The following is an 18,934-nucleotide window of genomic DNA, read 5'->3' on the forward strand; positions in this document are numbered from 1 at the left end:
CTTCGGTGTAAACGAAGCGCTCTACCACTGAGCTAACCGCCCGGAAGCGACAGTCCTACAGGGCGATGGCCCGCACTGCAAGATGGCAACGCATCACGATACCTGCCTCCCACCGTTGACCGTGCCGATTAGAGTGCTTCCGGAAAAGGAGGAACCGGTTTTCCGGAGAGAAGCACGAAGAAACAAAAACTTGGAGCCGTCCCCCGTTTCCACTTAAACCGGAGCGGCTAGGCAAGAAAGCCCTCTAGAGCCTGATCGTTTGAGGTGGATGCGGACACGCATTCACCAAGAACGTGAATCAGTCTCTCAAATAAAACACTTAGAGCGCGTTCACATAGCGCAATCCGATTCCGATAAGAGTGAACGCACTCTAAAACGCGAACGCGCCGCAGACGGCGGCGCGTTTGCAATTGCCAGCTCTCTCGAAACCGGACGCCCTCAGTTGAGCGCATCCTTGAGACCCTTGGCAGGGGTGAACTTCGCCACGCGCGAGGCCGGAATCTTGATGGTTGCGCCGGTTGCGGGGTTGCGGCCCTCACGCTCCTTGCGCGTCGCCACCTTGAAGGTGCCAAAATCCGGAATGCGCACTTCGCCGCCGGCCTTGAGCGAATCCCTGATGTGCGCCAGTGCGGCATCGATAACGATCCCGGCCTTTTCCTTGGTCAGGTCGCATTCTCTGGCAACGGCGTCGATCAGATCTTTCTTGCTCATTTTCCGTCCTCGTAACTGGTGGAATGGAAACGCCCATGAAGAGAATCGTGGGCGCATACCGATTGCTCCGCTCTCAGCGGACCGTGTCTTTCGGCGAATGTGGGCGACAAAAGCCTTTAACGATGGGGGCCGTCAAGGGGCAAATACCCGCTTCAGGCCTTAAAAAATCAGTGTTCCCTGGCTTCTTTGCCGCGGAGCGCCGGCGCCGAGACACGATGGTCGGAAACGAAAGGCGGGCGGCCTCCGGGATTTCCCGGAGCGCCACCCGCCCGTCTATCATGTCACGCTTGCGCGCTCAGTGCGCCATCACGCGCGAACCCGAGTCCTTGTCGTCTCCCGCCGTGGCTGGCGTCTCCACATCCCACTGGATGGCTTCAGGCACCCGTACGAGCGCCGTCTTGACGACATCCTCCATGCGCGCCACCGGCACGAGCTCGAGCTTCTTCTTCACCTCCTCGGGGATCTCCGCCAGATCCTTGACGTTGTCCTCGGGGATGATGACCGTCTTGATGCCGCCGCGCAGCGCCGCGAGCAGTTTCTCCTTGAGGCCACCGATCGGCAGCACACGCCCACGCAGCGTGATCTCGCCGGTCATCGCCACATCCTTGCGCACCGCGATGCCGGTCAGCACCGAGATAATCGCCGTCGCCATGGCGACTCCCGCCGAGGGGCCGTCCTTCGGCGTTGCGCCTTCCGGTACGTGGACGTGGATGTCCTTCCTCTCGAAGAGAGACGGCGGAATGCCGAACTCGACCGAGCGCGAGCGCACGTAGGCGTTTGCGGCCTGGATGCTCTCCTTCATCACGTCGCGCAGGTTGCCCGTCACCGTCATCTTGCCCTTGCCGGGCATCATGACGCCTTCGATAGTCAGAAGCTCGCCGCCGACCTCCGTCCAGGCCAGCCCCGTCACGATGCCGACCTGGTCTTCGAGCTCGGCCTCGCCGTAACGGTACTTCGGCACGCCGAGATAGTCGGCGATATTGGCCGCAGTGACCGTCACCGTCTTCGTGTCGGAGGTGAGCAGTTCCTTCACCGCCTTGCGGGCCAGCTTCGCGATCTCGCGCTCGAGCGAGCGGACGCCCGCTTCGCGCGTGTAGCGGCGGATGACCTCGAGCAGAGCGCCGTCCTCGACAACCCATTCGGCCGTTTCCAGCCCATGCGCCTGCTGCTGCTCAGGCAGCAGATGGCGCTTGGCGATCTCGACCTTCTCGTCCTCCGTGTATCCCGCAAGCCGGATGATCTCCATGCGGTCGAGCAGGGCCGGCGGAATGTTGAGCGTGTTCGCCGTGGTGACGAACATCACGTTCGAGAGATCGTAGTCCACTTCGAGATAATGGTCGTTGAAGGTCGCGTTCTGCTCCGGATCGAGCACCTCGAGGAGGGCCGCCGCAGGATCGCCGCGGAAGTCCTGTCCCATCTTGTCGATCTCGTCGAGGAGGAACAGCGGATTGACCCGCTTCGCCTTCTTCATCGACTGGATCACCTTGCCCGGCATGGAGCCGATGTAGGTGCGCCGATGGCCGCGGATCTCCGCCTCGTCGCGCACGCCGCCAAGGCTCATGCGCACGAACTCGCGGCCCGTGGCATTGGCGATCGACTTGCCAAGCGACGTCTTGCCGACGCCGGGCGGGCCGACGAGGCACAGGATGGGTCCCTTGAGCTTGTTGGTGCGCGCCTGCACCGCGAGGTACTCGAGGATGCGCTCCTTGACCTTCTCGAGGCCGTAGTGCTCGGCATCCAGGATCTGCTGCGCTTCCTCGATATCCTTCTTGACCTTGCCCTTGATGCCCCAGGGGATCGAGAGCAGCCACTCGAGGTAGTTGCGCACCACTGTCGCCTCAGCCGACATCGGGCTCATCTGCTTGAGCTTCTTGAGCTCGGCCGTGGCCTTGTCCTTGGCTTCCTTCGACAGCTTGGTGTTATCGATTTTCTCTTCGAACTCGGCGATGTCGTCGCGCTCTTCGGTGTCGCCAAGCTCCTTCTGAATGGCCTTCATCTGCTCATTCAGATAGTACTCGCGCTGCGTCTTCTCCATCTGGCGCTTGACGCGCGAGCGGATCTTGCGCTCGACCTGGAGCACCGAGATCTCGCTCTCCATGAGCGTATAGACCTTCTCCAGCCGATCCGAGACGACGGTCGACTCGAGCACGTCCTGCTTGTCCGAGATCTTCACCGCGAGATGCGAGGCGATCGTATCGGCGAGCTTCGAGTAATCCTCGATCTGCGCCACGGTGCCGAGCACTTCCGGAGAAATCTTCTTGTTGAGTTTGACGTAGTTCTCGAACTGCGACACCGCCGAGCGAGCCAGCGCCTCGATCTCGGTCTTGGTGCCGAGCGTCTCCGAGATGCGCTCGACCTCGGCCTCGAAGTAGTTCGGATTGTCGGTGTAGTTGAGCACGCGCGCGCGCGCCGTGCCCTCCACCAGCACCTTCACCGTGCCGTCGGGCAGCTTGAGGAGCTGCAGTACCGAGGCCAGCGTGCCGACCTGATAGATCGCATCGGTCGCCGGATCGTCATCGCCCGCGTTCTTCTGGGCTGCGAGCAGGATGTGCTTGTCCGCCCGCATCACCTCTTCGAGGGCGTTGATGGACTTCTCGCGCCCCACGAACAGCGGCACGATCATGTATGGAAACACGACGATGTCGCGCAGCGGCAGAACCGGATAGAGGTCGCGCGCGCCCGTCTTTTCTTTGCTCAGCTTTTCGTCGCTCATCATCGTCACCCGTTCAACTCTATGCCGCGTTCGCAAAGCTGCAGATCAAGGCCTTGTCAAGGCATGCCCACGCGCCCGCTCCTGCAAAGGCCAGTCTAGACCCCATCGGCCGCCGCATTATGGCCGAATCCGGGAAACCCACGCCGCATCGATGGGAGAGGGAAGCCCGACAGCTGCAACCGTTCTGAAAGAGCGCTGCCCGGGAAAGATGGGGATCGCCCCCGAGCTTATCAATCCAGCGCATCTCGCGCTTCCTCGGCCGTCGCGCCGCAGGCGCTCCCTGGCCGCGGCACGATCGGTAGATGTCTTCGGAAGGCAAATCGGCTCAGGACGCCGTCGAGCCTTTCTCCTCGACCCGCTCGGAGTAGATTCTGAGCGGACGAGCCCCACCCTCGACGACCTCGGGCCCGATCACCACCTCTTCGACGCCCTTGAGCGCCGGCAGATCGAACATCGTGTCGAGCAGGATGCCTTCCATGATCGAGCGCAGGCCGCGCGCACCCGTCTTGCGCTCGATCGCCTTGCGGGCGATGGCGCGCAGGGCATCCTGCGTCAGCGTGAGCTTCACGTCCTCCATCTCGAATAGGCGCTGGTACTGCTTGATGAGCGCGTTCTTCGGCTCCATCAGGATCTGCACCAGCGCGCTCTCGTCGAGATCCTCGAGCGTAGCGATCACGGGCAGGCGTCCGATGAACTCGGGGATCAGCCCGAACTTCAGCAGATCCTCCGGCTCGACCTGGCGCAGCACCTCACCCGTGCGTCGCTCCTCGGGGCTCGAGATATGAGCCCCGAAGCCAATCGACGTCCCCTTGCCGCGGCGCGAGATGATCTTCTCGAGCCCGGCGAACGCGCCGCCGCAGATGAACAGGATGTTCGAGGTATCGACCTGCAGGAACTCCTGCTGCGGATGCTTGCGGCCGCCCTGCGGCGGCACCGACGCGACGGTGCCTTCCATGATCTTGAGAAGGGCCTGCTGCACGCCCTCGCCCGACACATCGCGCGTGATCGAGGGATTGTCGGACTTGCGGCTGATCTTGTCGATCTCGTCGATGTAGACGATGCCGCGCTGCGCCCGCTCGACATTGTAGTCGGCGCTCTGGAGCAGCTTGAGGATGATGTTCTCGACATCCTCGCCCACATAGCCCGCTTCCGTGAGCGTGGTCGCGTCCGCCATCGTGAACGGCACGTCGAGGATGCGCGCCAGCGTCTGGGCGAGCAAAGTCTTGCCGCAGCCCGTCGGGCCGACCAGCAGGATGTTCGACTTGGACAGCTCGACGTCGTTGTTCTTGGCCGCGTGATTGAGGCGCTTGTAGTGATTGTGGACCGCCACGGACAGCACGCGCTTGGCGTGGAACTGGCCGATCACGTAGGAATCGAGAACCGTGCAGATCTCCTGCGGCGTCGGCACGCCATCGCGCGACTTGACGAGCGTGTTCTTGTTCTCTTCGCGGATGATATCCATGCACAGCTCGACGCATTCATCGCAGATGAATACCGTCGGACCGGCAATCAGCTTCCTCACCTCATGTTGGCTCTTCCCGCAGAAAGAGCAGTAAAGGGTGTTCTTTTCCTGAGCCATTCTAATTTCTCACCCACAGTCAGGAAGCATCCGGAAAAACCCGGAAATTCAAGGCCCAACGGGTCGTCTCGAAGGGCCGCTCGGCGTCTTGCGGCACACCCGCCGCGAGGAATACGAAACCACTGCTCCCGATCTCAACACGCTACTGTTCCCGAGATCAAGATTCGATTAAAGCCTTCCCCGCCGCAGGCCCATTCCGGGCCAGTGTTTGGTCCGGCCGAGAGGAAGCCGGAAATTCGAGGCGCCACTTCGGGTTAGGCTAGCCGGCGCAACCGGCCGCCAACCTTTGGCGACGCGGTTGGAGCGGAAAAGATACGTAGTAATCCGCATAGGCCTCTGCACAGGAAGCATAGCAAAGACCCGGCATTCTGGGCCGCCCGCGGAGGCGGTGCGACGGTGGGGCACACCGAGCTCCTGTTTTCGGTCTCAGGCGGGCTTCGGCTCAGAAAGCACGGCCTCGGCAGCGTCCTCACGCTGGGTCAGCACGCGATCGATGAGGCCGAACTCCTTGGCCTGATCCGCAGTCATGAAGTAATCGCGGTCCAGCGTCTTTTCAATTACGTCGTACGGTTGCCCCGTATGCTTAACGTAGACCTCATTAAGGCGCCGCTTCATCTTGATGATGTCTTCGGCATGCCGCTCGATGTCGGAAGCTTGCCCCGAAAAGCCGCCGGAAGGCTGATGCACCATGATGCGAGCGTTCGGCAGCGCATAGCGCATGTCCTTGTGCCCGGCGCAAAGGAGGAGCGATCCCATGGAGGCCGCCTGGCCGATGCAGAGCGTTGCGATCGGCGGCTTCACAAACTGCATGGTATCGTAGATCGCCATGCCCGACGTCACCACCCCACCCGGCGAGTTGATGTACATGGAAATCTCTTTCTTCGGGTTTTCGGCCTCGAGGAAGAGAAGCTGCATGCAGATCGAGGCCGCCATCTGGTCTTCGACCGGACCCGTCACAAAGATGATGCGCTCCTTGAGAAGGCGCGACGGAAGGTCATAGCCGCGCTCGCCCCGCGACGTCTGCTCGACGACCATGGGCCAGAAGGAACCGGTAAGTGTAGCGACGGGATCGCGCATTGGGGTCGTTGCTCCTCAGGCTGCTTCCGGAGAACCGTCCCCATGCAAGGCGAACCGATCCCCGAAAAGAAGCAGGTTAGTGGGTGAGACTAGGCCCTGCTCGCTGACGAGCCAAGACCAGGCTTGCCGAATCACTCGGCGCGGAAGCCATCAAGATCAGCATAGCAGCCCCCAACTTCAAGCCCCTGATGGCAAGCTCTGCAGGGGAGAAATGCGCCCGCATCCGATCATCGTTTGGCACGCGGGCATCAGAGCCCGCCTTGGGATGCGCCCCAGCTTCTCGAAGAGAAGCCAGGAGGCTCCGTGCCGTGCGATCAGAGGGCGTTGGCAACGCGCGAGGGCGGGACGAGCCCGCCCTCGACAGAGCGGCAGTCCGGCGAAGTCTAGCCTCAGTCCTCGGAAATCTTTTCGAGGGCGTCGAGCAGTTCCTGCCGCGAAACCTTCCGCTCCGCGGGCTTGGCAAGCTCGAGCACGAAGTCGATCACCTTCTCCTCGAAGATCGGCGCCCTAAGCTCCTGCAGCGCGCCCGGCGTCTTCTCGAAATACTGATAGACGTCCTTCTCCTGGCCCGGGAAACGGCGCGCATGCTCCATCAGCGCGCGGCGCATCTCGTCCTGCGTCACCTCGATCTTGTTCTTGTCACCGATCTCGCCGACCACGAGGCCGAGCCTCACCCGCCGCTCGGCGATGGTGCGATACTCCGCCTTAGCCTCATCCTCGGTCTTACCTTCGTCGGGGAAGGACTTGCCTTCACGGGCCATTCCTTCCGTCACCTGACGCCAGATGAGATCGAACTCGCGCTCGACCAGCGATACCGGAAGCTCGAACGAATGCGACGCCTCGAGCACATCAAGCAACTCGCGCTTGATCTTCATGCGCGAGGCCTGATCGAGCTCGCGCTTGATCTGCGCCGAGACCAGCTCCTTGAGATGATCGAGGCCCTCGGCACCCAGCGACTTGGCGAATGCGTCGTCGATCTCGGCCTTGACCGGCTTCTCCACCTGCTTGACGGTGATCGCGAACACGGCCTCCTTGCCGGCCAGGTCCTCGACTGGATAATCGGCCGGGAACGTGGCCTTGACGTCGCGGCTCTCACCCGCCTTGGCGCCCTTGATCCCGTCCTCGAACCCAGGGATGAAGCCGGCGTTGCCGATCACCAGCTGCAGGTCTTCACCCGAGCCGCGATCGAACGCTTCTCCGTCGATGGTGCCCTTGAAATCGATAGTGACGCGATCGCCATCCGACGCCTCGCGGCCTTCCTCGGCAGCGAACGTCTGGTTGCGCTCGGCAAGCTCGTCGAGGGCCTTTTTGATCTGCTCGTCGTCTGCATCAGCGACGAGGCGCTCGAGCTTCAGCGCTGCGAAGTCCGTGAGCGTCACCTCCGGCAGCACCTCGAAGCTCATCTCATAAGCGAGATCGGCCTTGCCCTCGACCACGCTCTCGATCTCGGAGGCGCCTTCGGCGAGCTCGATGTCCGGCATCACGGCCGGGCGCTCGTTGCGCTCGGAGATGGCCTTGCTGCTGGTCTCGCGGATGGTCTCCTCCACCACGTCGCTCATGACGGAACGGCCGAACACCTTCTTGAGATGCGCGATCGGCACCTTGCCCTTGCGGAAGCCCTTGAGCTGCACCTGGTCCTTCATGCGATCGAGGTGCGCCGAAAAGCGCTGGCCCAGCTCATCCGCTCCGACCACGACCTTGAGCTTGCGCTTGAGGCCTTCCGAACTCGTTTCCGTAACCTGCATATCGTGCTGCCTTCGCTCGCTCGTCTAAACCCGTCTCAGCCCCTTGCGAGGCACGTTTAATTCCAGTCCTTACGGATTGCCGACCCCTGGTGCGGACGGAGGGACTCGAACCCCCACGCCTTGCGGCGTCGGCACCTAAAGCCGATGCGTCTACCAATTTCGCCACGTCCGCTTGTCCCAGCTCTGGGGCGGGCGCCGGAAAGCCGCGCGACCAGCCCGTCCAGAGCCGGCTCAGTCAGGGATGCCGGCCCGCACGGGGCCAAAGCCGCGTCAGGATGGGCACATATACCCGCCGGTCTGCCCGAAGATCAATCGTCAATCTGCCTGCGAGACGTCCGTTCACCGGCAGAAATCAGGAAGCGGCGCTCTTGCGGCGATCCCTGCCCGCAAGGTGGCATCAGCGGCAACATCGCGGTTGGCGCCAGCTAGCGCGCCTCAAGATTGGTAAACGCCATCGCCATCGTGGTGCATGAGGGCCAGGAGGGCGCGCAGCGAAGCTTCGGTCCCGTTGCCGTCTTCCGCATCCCCGGCCTGTTTTCTGAGCGCCGCTTCGAGCTTACGGCCGTCTTCGGTCTCCGGCTCTATGAGCGCATTGACCAGCTCGTCGAGAGTGATGCCGAGCTTGTCCAGCCCGAGTTCCTTCTCGATTGCAATGAGTTGCAGATAGCCATTCTCCTGCTGCTTGATCTGCCCGATCGCATCACGCACGGCGGCGGCGAACGAGGCCTGAGTATCGAACTCCTCGACGGACAGGCCGAACTGCTTGCCGAGCCGCTCCATCAGCTTGATCTTGAGCTTGTTCGCATCCACCGTATTGGCGCTGAACAAGGCCTCGACGACCTTCGCCTGCGCCTGCCGCGAAGGCTTGCTCGCGCCGGCGTTGCCGGACAGCGGAATACCGTTGGCGGCCGCCATGAGGCCGTCCGCAGGCGCCGCGCCCGCATCGGCGTCAGCCGCCGGCACATGCACCTGTTGCAGGATCAGCATCGCAGCCGAGTTGACGGTCGAAGTCGAGAGTATGATGGCGTGACCTCCCGTTGAGCCTCGATCAGCCATGGAGCGCGCGAAGCTCCTAGGATGCTGCCAAGATCTTAACGAAAGAGCACCTGCGACGCCGAGGCTCGCCCGGTGCCCAAAAGGTGCCGAACAATCGCCCGCAACCTGTGGCCGAATCCGCATGTTGCTGCATCGCGTGTTTCCCTCCGGGCTCTCTGCCTGCCTCTCCTCACCTTACAACCACAGGTTCGCTTGCGACCTCCTCTGCTAGCCAGGCCAGGGTTTCTACGCTAGGGGACACTCCGAAAACCTGCCGCGACGTTGGACAACGACAGAAGAAAGAAACGACTGTGACGGGCATCGATCTTGATCGCCGGCAAATGCTTGCCGGAGCGGCCGCCGTCGGGCTGGCCACGACCTTGAGCCATTCAGCGCCTGCAAGGGCCACGCCGGCCGATACCGGGCCCGTGGCCGCCTTGGTCCCGGATGGGGTCTCCCTCGGTGAGCCGCGGCCATTCTCGTTCGACCTTCTGACGGAGCGCGCCGCACGCAATGCCAGGATTGCCTGGGAGCCGGCTCATCGCGTCGCGCCCGAGGTGCTCGACCGCATCGACTACGATGCCTATCAGAAGATCCGCTTTCGGCCGGAAATGAGCCTCGCGCTCGATCCGGCCCGCAAGACGCCGGTCCAGCTCTTTCACCTCGGGCGCATGTCGCCGGAGCCCGTCAAACTGCATCTCGTCAAGAACGGCGTGGAGCAGGAGGTCGTGTATAGCGCCAACCTGTTCGAGAGCCCGGCCGGCCACCCGGCGCATCACGTGCCGGACGGCGCTGGCTTCGCCGGCTTCCGCATCATGGCGCCGGACCTCAAGACCGACTGGCTGGCCTTCATGGGGGCATCCTATTTCCGCACCTCGGGGCCTTTCGATCAGTATGGTCTCTCTGCCCGCGGACTTGCCATCGACACCGGCCTATCAACGCCTGAGGAGTTTCCCCGCTTCACGGAGTTCTGGCTCCAGGGCGGCACGGACGGCGCAGCGCTCACCATCTTCGCGCTCCTCGATAGCCCAAGCGTGACGGGCGCCTATGAGATCACCGCCCGCCGCATCGTGAAGAACGGCGTGGCGCACATCGAGCAGGAGATCGAAGCGCGCCTCTTCGCCCGGCGCGATATCCAGCGCCTCGGCGTGGCACCGTTCTCGAGCATGTACTGGTACGGCGAGGCGAGCCGCCGCCAGATCGTCGACTGGCGCCCGGAGATCCACGACTCCGACGGTCTCTCCATATGGACCGGCAGCGGCGAGCGCATCTGGCGCCCACTCAACAACCCGCCGCGCGTGATGGTGAACTCCTTCGTCGACAAGGACGTCCGCGGCTTCGGTCTTCTCCAGCGCGACCGGGACTTCGTGCACTATCTCGATGACAGCGTCTTCTACGAGCGGCGCGCCTCCACCTGGATCGAGCCCATCGAGCCCTTCGGCGAAGGCGAGGTGCAACTCCTCGAGATTCCGACCGACGACGAGATTCACGACAACATCGCCGTCTACTGGAGTCCGCGCGAGCCGTTCCTCGCCGGCACGAACCGGCGCTATCGCTATCGCCTGAGCTGGCTCGACGACATCCCCTTCCCCGAGGAGCTGGCCCGCGCCACTGCCACTCAGACAGGGATCGGCGGGCGTCCAGGCCAGCCGCGCCCTCAAGGCGTGCGCAAGTTCGTCGTCGATTTCCAAGGCGCTGCGTTCGAGAAGCTCGGCCGCGATGACGGGGTCGAGATCGTCGTCACGCCCTCACGCGGTGAGCTGAGCAACGCCTACTGTCATCCCGTCGTGGGCCAGCGCCTGCGCTGGCGGGCGTTCTTCGACCTTGCGGCCACCGGGACCGAGCCTGTCGACATCCGCATGTTCCTGCGTCTCGGCGATCGGGCCCTGACCGAAACCTGGGTCTACCAGTACTTCCCCGAGACCTGACGGGATCCCTGCCTTCCGCAAGCGCCCTCGACGCGAATGGATCATTCGCGCGAGGCCGGACCCGTCTCGATCGGCGTGCCGGCCGTCTCCTGTCCCCACTCGGCCCACGAGCCGTCATAAACCGGGACATTGCGTTGTCCGAGGACACCAAGCGCGAGCGCGAGCATGGAGGCCGTTACGCCTGAGCCGCAGCTTGCGACGACCGGCTTCTGCGGATCGATCCCCGCATCGCGGAAAATCCGGCCCAGTTCATCCTTGTCCTTGAGCGTGCCGTCGGCATTGAGGATCGTCGAAGCCGGCACGTTCTTCGAGCCCGGAATATGCCCTGCGCGCAGACCCGGCCGCGGCTCCGGCTGGCTGCCTTCGAACCTGACTTTGGGGCGCGCGTCCACGATCTGCACGCGCCCGCTCTCGACATAGCCCCTCATTTCGTCGAGGTCGCACACGAGTTCGTTGTTAAGTAGCGGTGTGAAGTGGCGTGCCGTGCGCGGCACTGGGCTCCCGTCCTCGAGCGGGCGTCCCTCCGCCTTCCATTTCTTGAGCCCGCCGTTCAGCACCGCCACATCCTGATGGCCCATGGCGCGGAACGTCCACCACACGCGCGCGGCGGAGAAAAGCCCGAGAGTGTCGTAGATGACGATGCGCATGCCATCGCCCACTCCGATCTTCTTCATCCGCGACGCGAACTTCGCCGTGGGCGGCAGCATGTGGGGCAGCGGACTGGTCTCATCGACGAGGTCGTCGATGTCGAAAAAGAGCGCACCGGGAATGTGCTCAGCCAGGTACTCGGCCTTTGCATCGCGCCCTGATCCCGGCAGATGCCAGGATCCGTCGAAAATAACGAGGTCGGGCATATCGAGATGGTCGGCAAGCCACTGCGTCTCGACAATCCAGGTCTTGGTGCGCTCCACCACGTCGGCCTCCTAAGAAATAGCGCGTCCGCAATATCCAGGTCCACCTTCGGCAGACCTGGATCCGGCCCTGCCAATGCGCCCGAAACCAGCGGGAATTCATGGCTCTAGGATCGAGCCTAGAGTGCTTCCACGCACGTGGGAACCGGTTTTTCTACCGCAGGGCGCTTGTGCCCAGCGGGCTCGGACGAGGCCGTGCAACCTGTTGCGGAGCGCGGCCGGAAAGCGCCGATCCTTCTGCAAGAAACAGCAGATGCCAATCCCGATCGCGGACAGCCTCATGCGCGCCGGTACGGATCGCCATAAAATGCACCATTCCGTCCAGCCACCAGAGAGGAGGTTTGTCATGAGCCGCATGAACCACAGTTACGCTGTGCTGGCAGGCGTGCTCACCATTGCTGCCGCGGCCACGAGCCTCGCCGCGCCACCCGCGGCTGAACGGCACGACGAGGCGATAGCGATCGAAGGTTTGCTGAAGGCGGGATGGGAGGTCGCGGGCTTCACGAGCACGTTCGACAATCGCTCGGCCATGATCCTATTCCGCCATCCAAAGGAGGTGTCGCTGGTCCAATGCCTGACCGGCTATGACGTCACCCGCACGCCACGCACCTACACCAACTGCTATCGCCTGCGGTGACGCCGAGATGAAGCCGCGACGGCGGCGCACGAATGCAGCATCCTTTTGGATCGGTTGCGACAACCAGCGCCCGCAGCCGGCAGCAGCGGACCTTCGGCAAGCCCTCGAGAAACCACAAAATCTGATCCGCGTCAGACTCCCATGAATATTTGTTGACTCAATTTATATACATTTAGTAGCGTCCGGCCCGAGCGGGACCTCTAGGGGGAGCTACCGCCGCCAGCCAGCCGAGGGACCGACCGAATCCCAGCCAGCCAGCGTCTCAATGCACTGGGGGATTCAATGGTGAAGTCTGTGGTCGCACGCGCGTTCGCGTGCGCAGTTGCTTGCGTATTTTTTGTGAGTGCAACTTCGGCTCAGGATGGTGGCTCCAGCCCGACGGACGGGGAGGCGCCGGCCCTTCTCTCCGGCGCTAGCACGCCGTTGCCGAATGTCGTGGTGACGGCACCAAAGCAGAAGACGAAAGCCAAGAAAGAGGAGGCAGCCGGCAAGTCCCAAGGTGGCGGCGGCTCGGCTGACAACGCAACCGGAGAAGCAGCCGCACAGGACTCAGGCGGCATCGGAGGCGTTCTCGATTCCGACGTCAAAGTCGACGGCGTCATGCTCAGCGGCCCGGCGATTTCCGACACGGGCACCACTAAATACGATTCCCATAATGTGCGTGCGCGGTCACTGGGTGGCGGAGACGCGAACACCTTCGTGCGCAACGCGCCGAACATCCAGTTCCAGGACCAGACTTCGACAGATGCCGGCATCAATCCTTATCGCGAAATCGACACCAAGCCGATGCTGTTTTCCATCAGCGGAGGCCGCACTTATCAAAACAACATCGTCATGAACGGCGTCTCGATAAACAATATGGTTGGCCCGATCGAGAATACCGACAAAGAGCTGGATCACGACCCGTTCCCATTGCACGATGTCGTCTACGGCGTGCATCCGCAGACTGTTTACGTCCCGGTCGAATTTCTTGACACTGCCACGATCATCGATAGCAACGCTTCGGCCAAGTATGGAGATTTCCAGGGCGGGGTCGTACTCTTCGACTTGGCTTCGCCTCCAACCGATCGCTGGCGCTCAACGCTCAAATACGACCGCCATACGGACTCGATGGTCCACTACAAGATCGGCACGGTAGACGGCACCAATCCGCTCAACCGCAAAGCACCAGAGTTCACCAAGGATAACGTTGCCGTTTCGATTGGCGGACCGATCACGACGGACTTCGCGGTTATTGCGCAGTACAGCGGAAAGTATGCCGAAACGTCACAGCAAAAAAATTACGAGTTCTTCGACAAGATCGTCGGCATGGAATCGTCGAACGATTTTTTCCGCGCCGCCGCCTCGCTCAAGACAGATTACGGCCGCTTCAAGCTCGAATCCTCAAAGACCGACTACATGCAATCGTGGGAAAGCGAGGCTTCCCGCAACATGTTCATCAACGTCGAAAGCTACGGCCACTCGACTCAACTCGAATACAAAAACGAGCTGCCAGCACTCGACTATTCAGAACTCGGCATCACTGGTGTAGCCGTCACCGCGAGGGCCTACTACAACGACAGCGAGACCGCCAACGTCTCAAACGGCGATACCTCATGGGCGTGGGTGGGCATGCAGCGTCGGAAGGGGCGCAACGATCCGCCTTCCGCCTGGGCAACGGTCTTCGACGCAACAACGACCGACGATTGGTGCCGCCCACTACCAATCGAGGCCCTAGGCGTCACGGCCGTTCAAGACAACACGGCCTGCCGCGAAGGCGGCTGGGGAAGTTTGTACCAGGGACAGGAGGATCTCGGCATTCAAGCTGACCTAACCGGCAATCTGCTGTGGGGACGCTTCCTCGTCGGGGGCGAGGCGAAGCGGCTCGAGGGCACGCGTGCACGTCCTAGAGAGCTAACGGTCTATTCGAGCTTCAACACGCTGTTCAACGCACCCACCGTTTCTGAGTTCATCTGCCCGGAGGGCGACGAAGCGTGCACCTCGGAACAGTATGCCCGCATCTGGACCGTTCAGCCCATCTTCGACATCTCGGCAGAAGTCAACAGCATCAATCTGTTCGCCGAGATCGACCAAACGTTCGGCTGGCTCAACATCCGCGCTGGCGTCCGCTTTGACTATGAAGACTATTTCGCCAATCCAAATTTCGCGCCACGCCTTGTCGGCACGCTGATGCCGTTCGACTGGTTCAGCATCTCAGGCGGTTTCAATCGCTACTACCACGGAGGTTCGCTCTATTACGCCATCCGCGATGCTCAGCCGCGCACCACAACTTACACTCGCAACGCTCACGATGGAGACGGCAACGTCTCTGAAATCGTGACCGCCCGGGAGTTTCCCGGATATTCGTATCAGTCGGCCGGCCTCGATACGCCCTTTAAGGACGAATACACTGCGGCCATGCGCATCAAAGATCCGCTGCTTGGTGGAAACTTCCGCATTCGTTACCTCGAACGGCACGGGAAAGACGAGTTCTCGCGCGAGGACTGCGAGGTCGTAAGCTCACTGTGCAATGTTCTAAGCAACAATGGCGAGAGCTTCTATCGATCCTGGACGGGCGAGTACGCCACATTCTGGAAGAACGCCGACACGACGATATTGAGCTCAGTGGGCCTCACGGGATCCATCACATGGTCAGAGCAAACGACAAATCGTGGAACGTATTTCGACGGTGACGGCAGCGAGGAATACATCCTCTACAACGGGCAGCGCTTTACGCAGGAAAACTTCGTGGCGATTACCGGCAATCTCGATATCCCTATTCGTATCGGCGCGCTCCTGACCACGAACTGGTTCAACGATACCGTAGGCTTCGATATCAACGTCGGTTTCAACTTTGGTTACGAGGGTGTCTATGACACCGGAGTGGACGAGATCATTGATGGACTGACGTACAATGTGTTTGCTGACCGGACATTCAAGGACACGTTGATTCTGGATCTGTCAGGCCATGTCAAAATAACCGAGCATGCTGCAATAGAGTTTCAGGTCAACAACCTGACCGACAGCATCGGAAACTCCGTCGCCAACAACCAGAATCCATGGGTGCGCGGCCGTAGCTATTGGGTCGGCTCCACCGTACGCTTCTGATGACGGAACCGAACAAACACCTGACATTCAGGAACTCAACATGGACGGTGAGCGCGCTTGCGCTCGCCATCCTCTTCATCGTGATCGCCGCCGTCGGAGCGCTGCGCCCGCAGCACAGCGTCCCACTCGACGCGCATTTCCCCACAGCGCCGACGTCGGCAGATCTTGCAGCACTTCGCCAAGCCTATGCCGGCCCGCCGCACTCCTGGCCGCGACCGCGTCTCCTGGCAGGCGCGGAATTCGTTGAAATGGCCCCGCTCGCCCTCCGCGAGCCGTCGGACGGACGCGAGCGCAATCTCGCCCGTCTCGGCGCGCAGTTGTTCGAGGATCCTCTCCTGTCGGCATCCGGACACATCTCGTGTCAGAGCTGCCATAATCGTCGTCTCGGCTGGGGCGACGCGTTGCCGACATCGTTCGGTCACAGTCGGACACAGGGACGCCGCAACGCACAGAGCCTCTTCACGGTCGGCTACAAATCGCAGTTCTTCTGGGATGGCCGCGCAGCCTCGCTCGAAGAACAGGCGTTGGGACCGCTCACCGACGGTCGTGAGATGGCGAACCATGACATCGCGGGTCTTGTCGCCCGCGTCGAGGCAATTGACCGCTACCGCGAAGCCTTCGCAGCGGTGACGGACCACGCTCACATCGGCATCGACGATATCACGACGGCGCTCGCCGCCTTCCAGCGCACGCTTGAGCGACAGACGCGCTTCGACCGCTTTATGGAGGGTGATAATACGGCGCTGACCGACGCGGAGATCTGGGGCCTGCATCTTTTCCGCACGAAGGCGGGATGCGCCAATTGCCATAGCGGCGCGACGCTCAGCGACGGCAGGTTCCACAATCTCGGCTTGAGCTTCTTCGGCCGCAGGCTCCAGGACCTTGGGCGCTACGGCGTGACAGGAAATACAGAGGATACGGGGCGCTTCCTCACCCCATCTCTGCGGCATGTTTCGAAGACCGCCCCCTACATGCACAACGGCATCTTTCCCACTCTTGGGGGCCTCGTCCGGTTCTACGAGGGAGGCGGAGGACGCGTACGAACGGATCGCCCCGTTTCGCCCGAGCGAGCGGCAGAGCGCGCCGCCGCCGCGGAAAAGTCGTCTCAGCTGAAATCATTCCAGCTCACGCCGGCAGAGCGGCAGGCGCTCGTATCCTACCTGGAGGCGCTTTAGCGGCCCACTTGGGCTAAGCTATTGAAAATAAAACAAACACCCTGATGGTGAGCCGGGAGGGAATCGAACCCTCGACCCCATGATTAAAAGTCACGTGCTCTACCCCTGAGCTACCGGCCCGCGTCAATAGGTTAGCGGTTGCTAGCGGATCCAGGGTGGGGACCGGCGCCTACTGACTCGCGCTTTCTAGTTGATCCTGAGCGCCAGTCAAGCACGTGGCGCTTGAGAATAGCGCGCCACCAATACGACGCCTACGGTTCATCGCCCATCTGACAGAGCTTTGCTTCCGATCGCCGCTGCGTTATCTCGTGAAGGGCCATGTATGAGAAGATTTCCGATCGCCTAATTCCGACCGAGCGGTTCCTGTGGCGCCTGCTCAAGCACGCGCTTTACGTCTTCTGCCTTCTGGCAGTTTCCCTCACGGTCGGAGCGGTAGGCTTCATGCTCCTCGAAGGCTCCAGCCTCGAGGCCGCCGCTTTCCAGTCCGCCCACATCCTGAGCGGGTTCGGCCTCGCGCAGGTCCCAAGCAGCCTGCCGGGACGCATGTTCGCAGCGGCGTTCGGATTGTATGCAAGCCTGTTCTTCCTGGCGGCCTTCAGCGTCATTTTCGCTCCCGTCGTGCACCGCATCCTGCATAAGCTGCACCTCGATGAGGACCAGCAGAAAAACAACTAGCGCGATGGCTGATGCATCCGGAACACGCTCCTCCACCGCCTTCGCTCGATGTCCACGCGGCGCTGCGTCGGCCGGCATGGCAGGCGCGCCGGTGCCTGCGTCGCACCGGACACATCACCGCCGCGATGACTATCTTTTCCCCTGGAGGTGAGGCGTGATTGCTCTCTGGATCATCATCGCAGCGGTGATGTTCGGTCTGTATAACGTTTTCATCAAACTCTCGGCCGACCACATCAACCCCATCCTGGGTGCGGTGGTGCTGCAATTTGTGGCGGCCTTCATCGGGCTCGGCCTGCTTCTGGCCAGCCAAGCGCAATCGGACAGCCCCCTAATCTGGTCGGGTCGTGGCCTTCTCCTCGCAACGCTGGCCGGGGTTGCTATCGGGCTGGTGGAAATCCTGGCCTTCTTCATCTACGGGCGGGGCGTGCTGGTGGCGGTCGGAAATCCTTTGATTGTGGGCGGCTCGCTGATCGTCACCACCGCGATCGGCGTTTTCCTGCTGCGTGAAACGATCAATCTAGCACAGGCTGCCGCGATCCTTCTGATCACCGGCGGTGTGCTGCTGCTGGCGCTAACGGCCGCCCGCACCTGAGCCCCCAATCGGCACGGAGGCTTGCCGCGAACCCGGTCTCCCGGGAAAATGCCGCGTCGCTTTCCGGTGTGCCCGCGCGCTACATGGACCGGACACAGCGCACCAAGCGCCGGATCCGCCATGAGCCCACCCCGCACCTCCATCACCCCTGTTGACGCCAAGCCCCAGCGCCTCAAGGCCGTTGGCTTGATGCTGATGGCGGTGGCGCTCTTCTCCGGCCTCGACGCCTCGGTCAAATATCTGGTCACGCGCGAAGGGCTCGGCATCGGGCAGGTGGTCTGGTCCCGGTTCATCGGCCAGTTCGGATTGCTGCTGCTGCTTGTGCCAACTTTCCGCATCATGAGCGCACGGGCGCTCTTCACGACAAGCCGGCCCGGCCTCCAGCTCCTGCGCTCGGTGCTCATGGTCGCAACCACGGCCTTTAATTTTCTAGCGCTCCAGCATCTCCGGCTCGACCAGACCGTCACCATCGTCTTCCTGGCACCCCTCGTCGTGGCGCTCCTCGCCGGTCCGCTGCTCGGCGAGTGGGTCGGCCGCCGGCGCCTCGCCGCGATCCTGATCGGTTTCGTCGGAGTTCTGATTGCGGTGCGCCCCGGTCTTGGCGGCATCCACCCGGCGGTGCTCTACGCGTTTGCGGGCATGCTGGCGTATGCGCTCTTCATGCTGCTCACCCGCCACATGGCGCACCTCGATCCGCCACTGGTCACGCTGTTCTATTCGATGTTCGTTGGAACCGTCGGCGCTATCCCCTTCGCAATCGCCGACTGGCAAACGCCGCCCGATGCGCTGGCCTGGGTGCTGCTCTGCTCGCTCGGCATTCTCGGCGGGCTCGGCCACTGGCTGTTCATCCACGCCTATCGCTTGGCGCCGGCCTCCTCGATCGCGCCCTTCCTCTACATGCAGCTCCTGACCATGGTCGCGTTCGGCTATGCGGTGTTTGGCGATCTGCCTGACGCACTGACGCTGGTGGGCGCGTCCCTGATCGTGGGCTCGGGCATCTATCTCGTTCAACGAGAGCGCCGCATCGTAAGCGAGATGTCGGAAGCGAAAGTCCCTGCCTGAGGGGTCG

At 62.2% G+C, this 18,934-nt stretch carries 14 protein-coding genes and 2 tRNA genes; 7 read left to right on the plus strand and 9 right to left on the minus strand.

The genetic code is table 11. From position 1 onward, the window contains the following. Positions 1-438: 438 nt before the first annotated feature. The 7 genes from V7P99_RS11395 to V7P99_RS11425 form a co-directional block, all read right to left on the minus strand. Positions 439-711, minus strand: coding sequence for an HU family DNA-binding protein (locus V7P99_RS11395; RefSeq protein ID WP_333794942.1), 273 nt, complete (start codon positions 709-711; stop codon positions 439-441). A gap of 295 nt (positions 712-1,006) precedes the next feature. Then, positions 1,007-3,424, minus strand: a complete 2,418-nt coding sequence (lon, locus tag V7P99_RS11400; protein ID WP_333794965.1) for an endopeptidase La — start codon at positions 3,422-3,424, stop codon at positions 1,007-1,009. A 325-nt stretch (positions 3,425-3,749) separates the two neighbouring features. Further along, positions 3,750-5,003 (minus strand): ATP-dependent Clp protease ATP-binding subunit ClpX, encoded by a 1,254-nt coding sequence (clpX, locus tag V7P99_RS11405; protein WP_333794943.1) that lies wholly within the window; start codon positions 5,001-5,003, stop codon positions 3,750-3,752. A 426-nt stretch (positions 5,004-5,429) separates the two neighbouring features. Next, positions 5,430-6,080: an ATP-dependent Clp protease proteolytic subunit gene (locus tag V7P99_RS11410; protein ID WP_333794944.1), complete on the minus strand. Its 651-nt coding sequence runs from the start codon at positions 6,078-6,080 to the stop codon at positions 5,430-5,432. Positions 6,081-6,469: 389 nt separating this feature from the next. Continuing rightward, on the minus strand, positions 6,470-7,825 hold the full coding sequence (gene tig, locus V7P99_RS11415; RefSeq protein WP_333794945.1) for a trigger factor: 1,356 nt from the start codon (positions 7,823-7,825) through the stop codon (positions 6,470-6,472). An 87-nt stretch (positions 7,826-7,912) separates the two neighbouring features. Next, positions 7,913-7,997 (minus strand) — tRNA-Leu (locus tag V7P99_RS11420). A gap of 263 nt (positions 7,998-8,260) precedes the next feature. Further along, entirely contained in the window at positions 8,261-8,881 is a 621-nt protein-coding gene (locus V7P99_RS11425; RefSeq protein ID WP_333794946.1) for a hypothetical protein, read from the minus strand. Between the two features lie 290 nt (positions 8,882-9,171). On the opposite strand from V7P99_RS11425, the gene V7P99_RS11430 reads away from it, so the two are divergent. Then, complete coding sequence (locus V7P99_RS11430; RefSeq protein WP_333794947.1) at positions 9,172-10,788, plus strand: glucan biosynthesis protein; 1,617 nt, start codon at positions 9,172-9,174, stop codon at positions 10,786-10,788. A 41-nt stretch (positions 10,789-10,829) separates the two neighbouring features. Here the strand turns inward: V7P99_RS11430 and sseA are convergent, their stop codons facing one another. Continuing rightward, entirely contained in the window at positions 10,830-11,702 is an 873-nt protein-coding gene (gene sseA / locus V7P99_RS11435; RefSeq protein WP_333794948.1) for a 3-mercaptopyruvate sulfurtransferase, read from the minus strand. Positions 11,703-12,045: 343 nt separating this feature from the next. Between sseA and V7P99_RS11440 the strand changes: the two genes are divergently transcribed. The 3 genes from V7P99_RS11440 to V7P99_RS11450 all read left to right on the plus strand — a co-directional run bounded on the left by V7P99_RS11440 (position 12,046) and on the right by V7P99_RS11450 (position 16,598). After that, positions 12,046-12,336, plus strand: a complete 291-nt coding sequence (locus tag V7P99_RS11440) for a hypothetical protein (RefSeq protein ID WP_333794949.1) — start codon at positions 12,046-12,048, stop codon at positions 12,334-12,336. A 282-nt stretch (positions 12,337-12,618) separates the two neighbouring features. Further along, positions 12,619-15,423 (plus strand): hypothetical protein, encoded by a 2,805-nt coding sequence (locus V7P99_RS11445; protein ID WP_333794950.1) that lies wholly within the window; start codon positions 12,619-12,621, stop codon positions 15,421-15,423. A gap of 47 nt (positions 15,424-15,470) precedes the next feature. After that, positions 15,471-16,598, plus strand: coding sequence for a cytochrome-c peroxidase (locus tag V7P99_RS11450; RefSeq protein ID WP_333794951.1), 1,128 nt, complete (start codon positions 15,471-15,473; stop codon positions 16,596-16,598). 45 nt (positions 16,599-16,643) lie between these two features. On the opposite strand, the gene V7P99_RS11455 is transcribed toward V7P99_RS11450, so the two are convergent. Next, positions 16,644-16,718, minus strand: a tRNA-Lys gene (locus V7P99_RS11455). 198 nt (positions 16,719-16,916) lie between these two features. On the opposite strand from V7P99_RS11455, the gene V7P99_RS11460 reads away from it, so the two are divergent. From V7P99_RS11460 to V7P99_RS11470, 3 genes are all read left to right on the plus strand, one after another. Then, positions 16,917-17,273: a hypothetical protein gene (locus V7P99_RS11460; RefSeq protein ID WP_333794952.1), complete on the plus strand. Its 357-nt coding sequence runs from the start codon at positions 16,917-16,919 to the stop codon at positions 17,271-17,273. Positions 17,274-17,427: 154 nt separating this feature from the next. Beyond that, on the plus strand, positions 17,428-17,865 hold the full coding sequence (locus tag V7P99_RS11465; protein WP_333794953.1) for an EamA family transporter: 438 nt from the start codon (positions 17,428-17,430) through the stop codon (positions 17,863-17,865). A gap of 120 nt (positions 17,866-17,985) precedes the next feature. After that, the gene (locus V7P99_RS11470; protein ID WP_333794954.1) at positions 17,986-18,927 is read left to right on the plus strand and encodes a DMT family transporter; all 942 of its coding nucleotides are present in this window, start codon (positions 17,986-17,988) and stop codon (positions 18,925-18,927) included. The last annotated feature ends 7 nt before the right edge of the window (positions 18,928-18,934 follow it).

It is taken from the genome of Hyphomicrobium sp. (genome assembly GCF_036780825.1).
Classification (GTDB): Bacteria; Pseudomonadota; Alphaproteobacteria; order Rhizobiales; family Hyphomicrobiaceae; genus Hyphomicrobium_C.

What these genes read in the sequence shown, in the direction of transcription:
- V7P99_RS11395 (WP_333794942.1), bottom strand. Translation starts at nt 711, where the DNA reads ATGAGCAAGAAAGATCTGATCGACGCCGTTGCCAGAGAATGCGACCTG.
- lon (WP_333794965.1), bottom strand. Translation starts at nt 3,424, where the DNA reads ATGAGCGACGAAAAGCTGAGCAAAGAAAAGACGGGCGCGCGCGACCTC.
- clpX (WP_333794943.1), bottom strand. Translation starts at nt 5,003, where the DNA reads ATGGCTCAGGAAAAGAACACCCTTTACTGCTCTTTCTGCGGGAAGAGC.
- V7P99_RS11410 (WP_333794944.1), bottom strand. Translation starts at nt 6,080, where the DNA reads ATGCGCGATCCCGTCGCTACACTTACCGGTTCCTTCTGGCCCATGGTC.
- tig (WP_333794945.1), bottom strand. Translation starts at nt 7,825, where the DNA reads ATGCAGGTTACGGAAACGAGTTCGGAAGGCCTCAAGCGCAAGCTCAAG.
- V7P99_RS11425 (WP_333794946.1), bottom strand. Translation starts at nt 8,881, where the DNA reads ATGGCTGATCGAGGCTCAACGGGAGGTCACGCCATCATACTCTCGACT.
- V7P99_RS11440 (WP_333794949.1), top strand. Translation starts at nt 12,046, where the DNA reads ATGAGCCGCATGAACCACAGTTACGCTGTGCTGGCAGGCGTGCTCACC.
- V7P99_RS11445 (WP_333794950.1), top strand. Translation starts at nt 12,619, where the DNA reads ATGGTGAAGTCTGTGGTCGCACGCGCGTTCGCGTGCGCAGTTGCTTGC.
- V7P99_RS11460 (WP_333794952.1), top strand. Translation starts at nt 16,917, where the DNA reads ATGTATGAGAAGATTTCCGATCGCCTAATTCCGACCGAGCGGTTCCTG.
- V7P99_RS11470 (WP_333794954.1), top strand. Translation starts at nt 17,986, where the DNA reads ATGAGCCCACCCCGCACCTCCATCACCCCTGTTGACGCCAAGCCCCAG.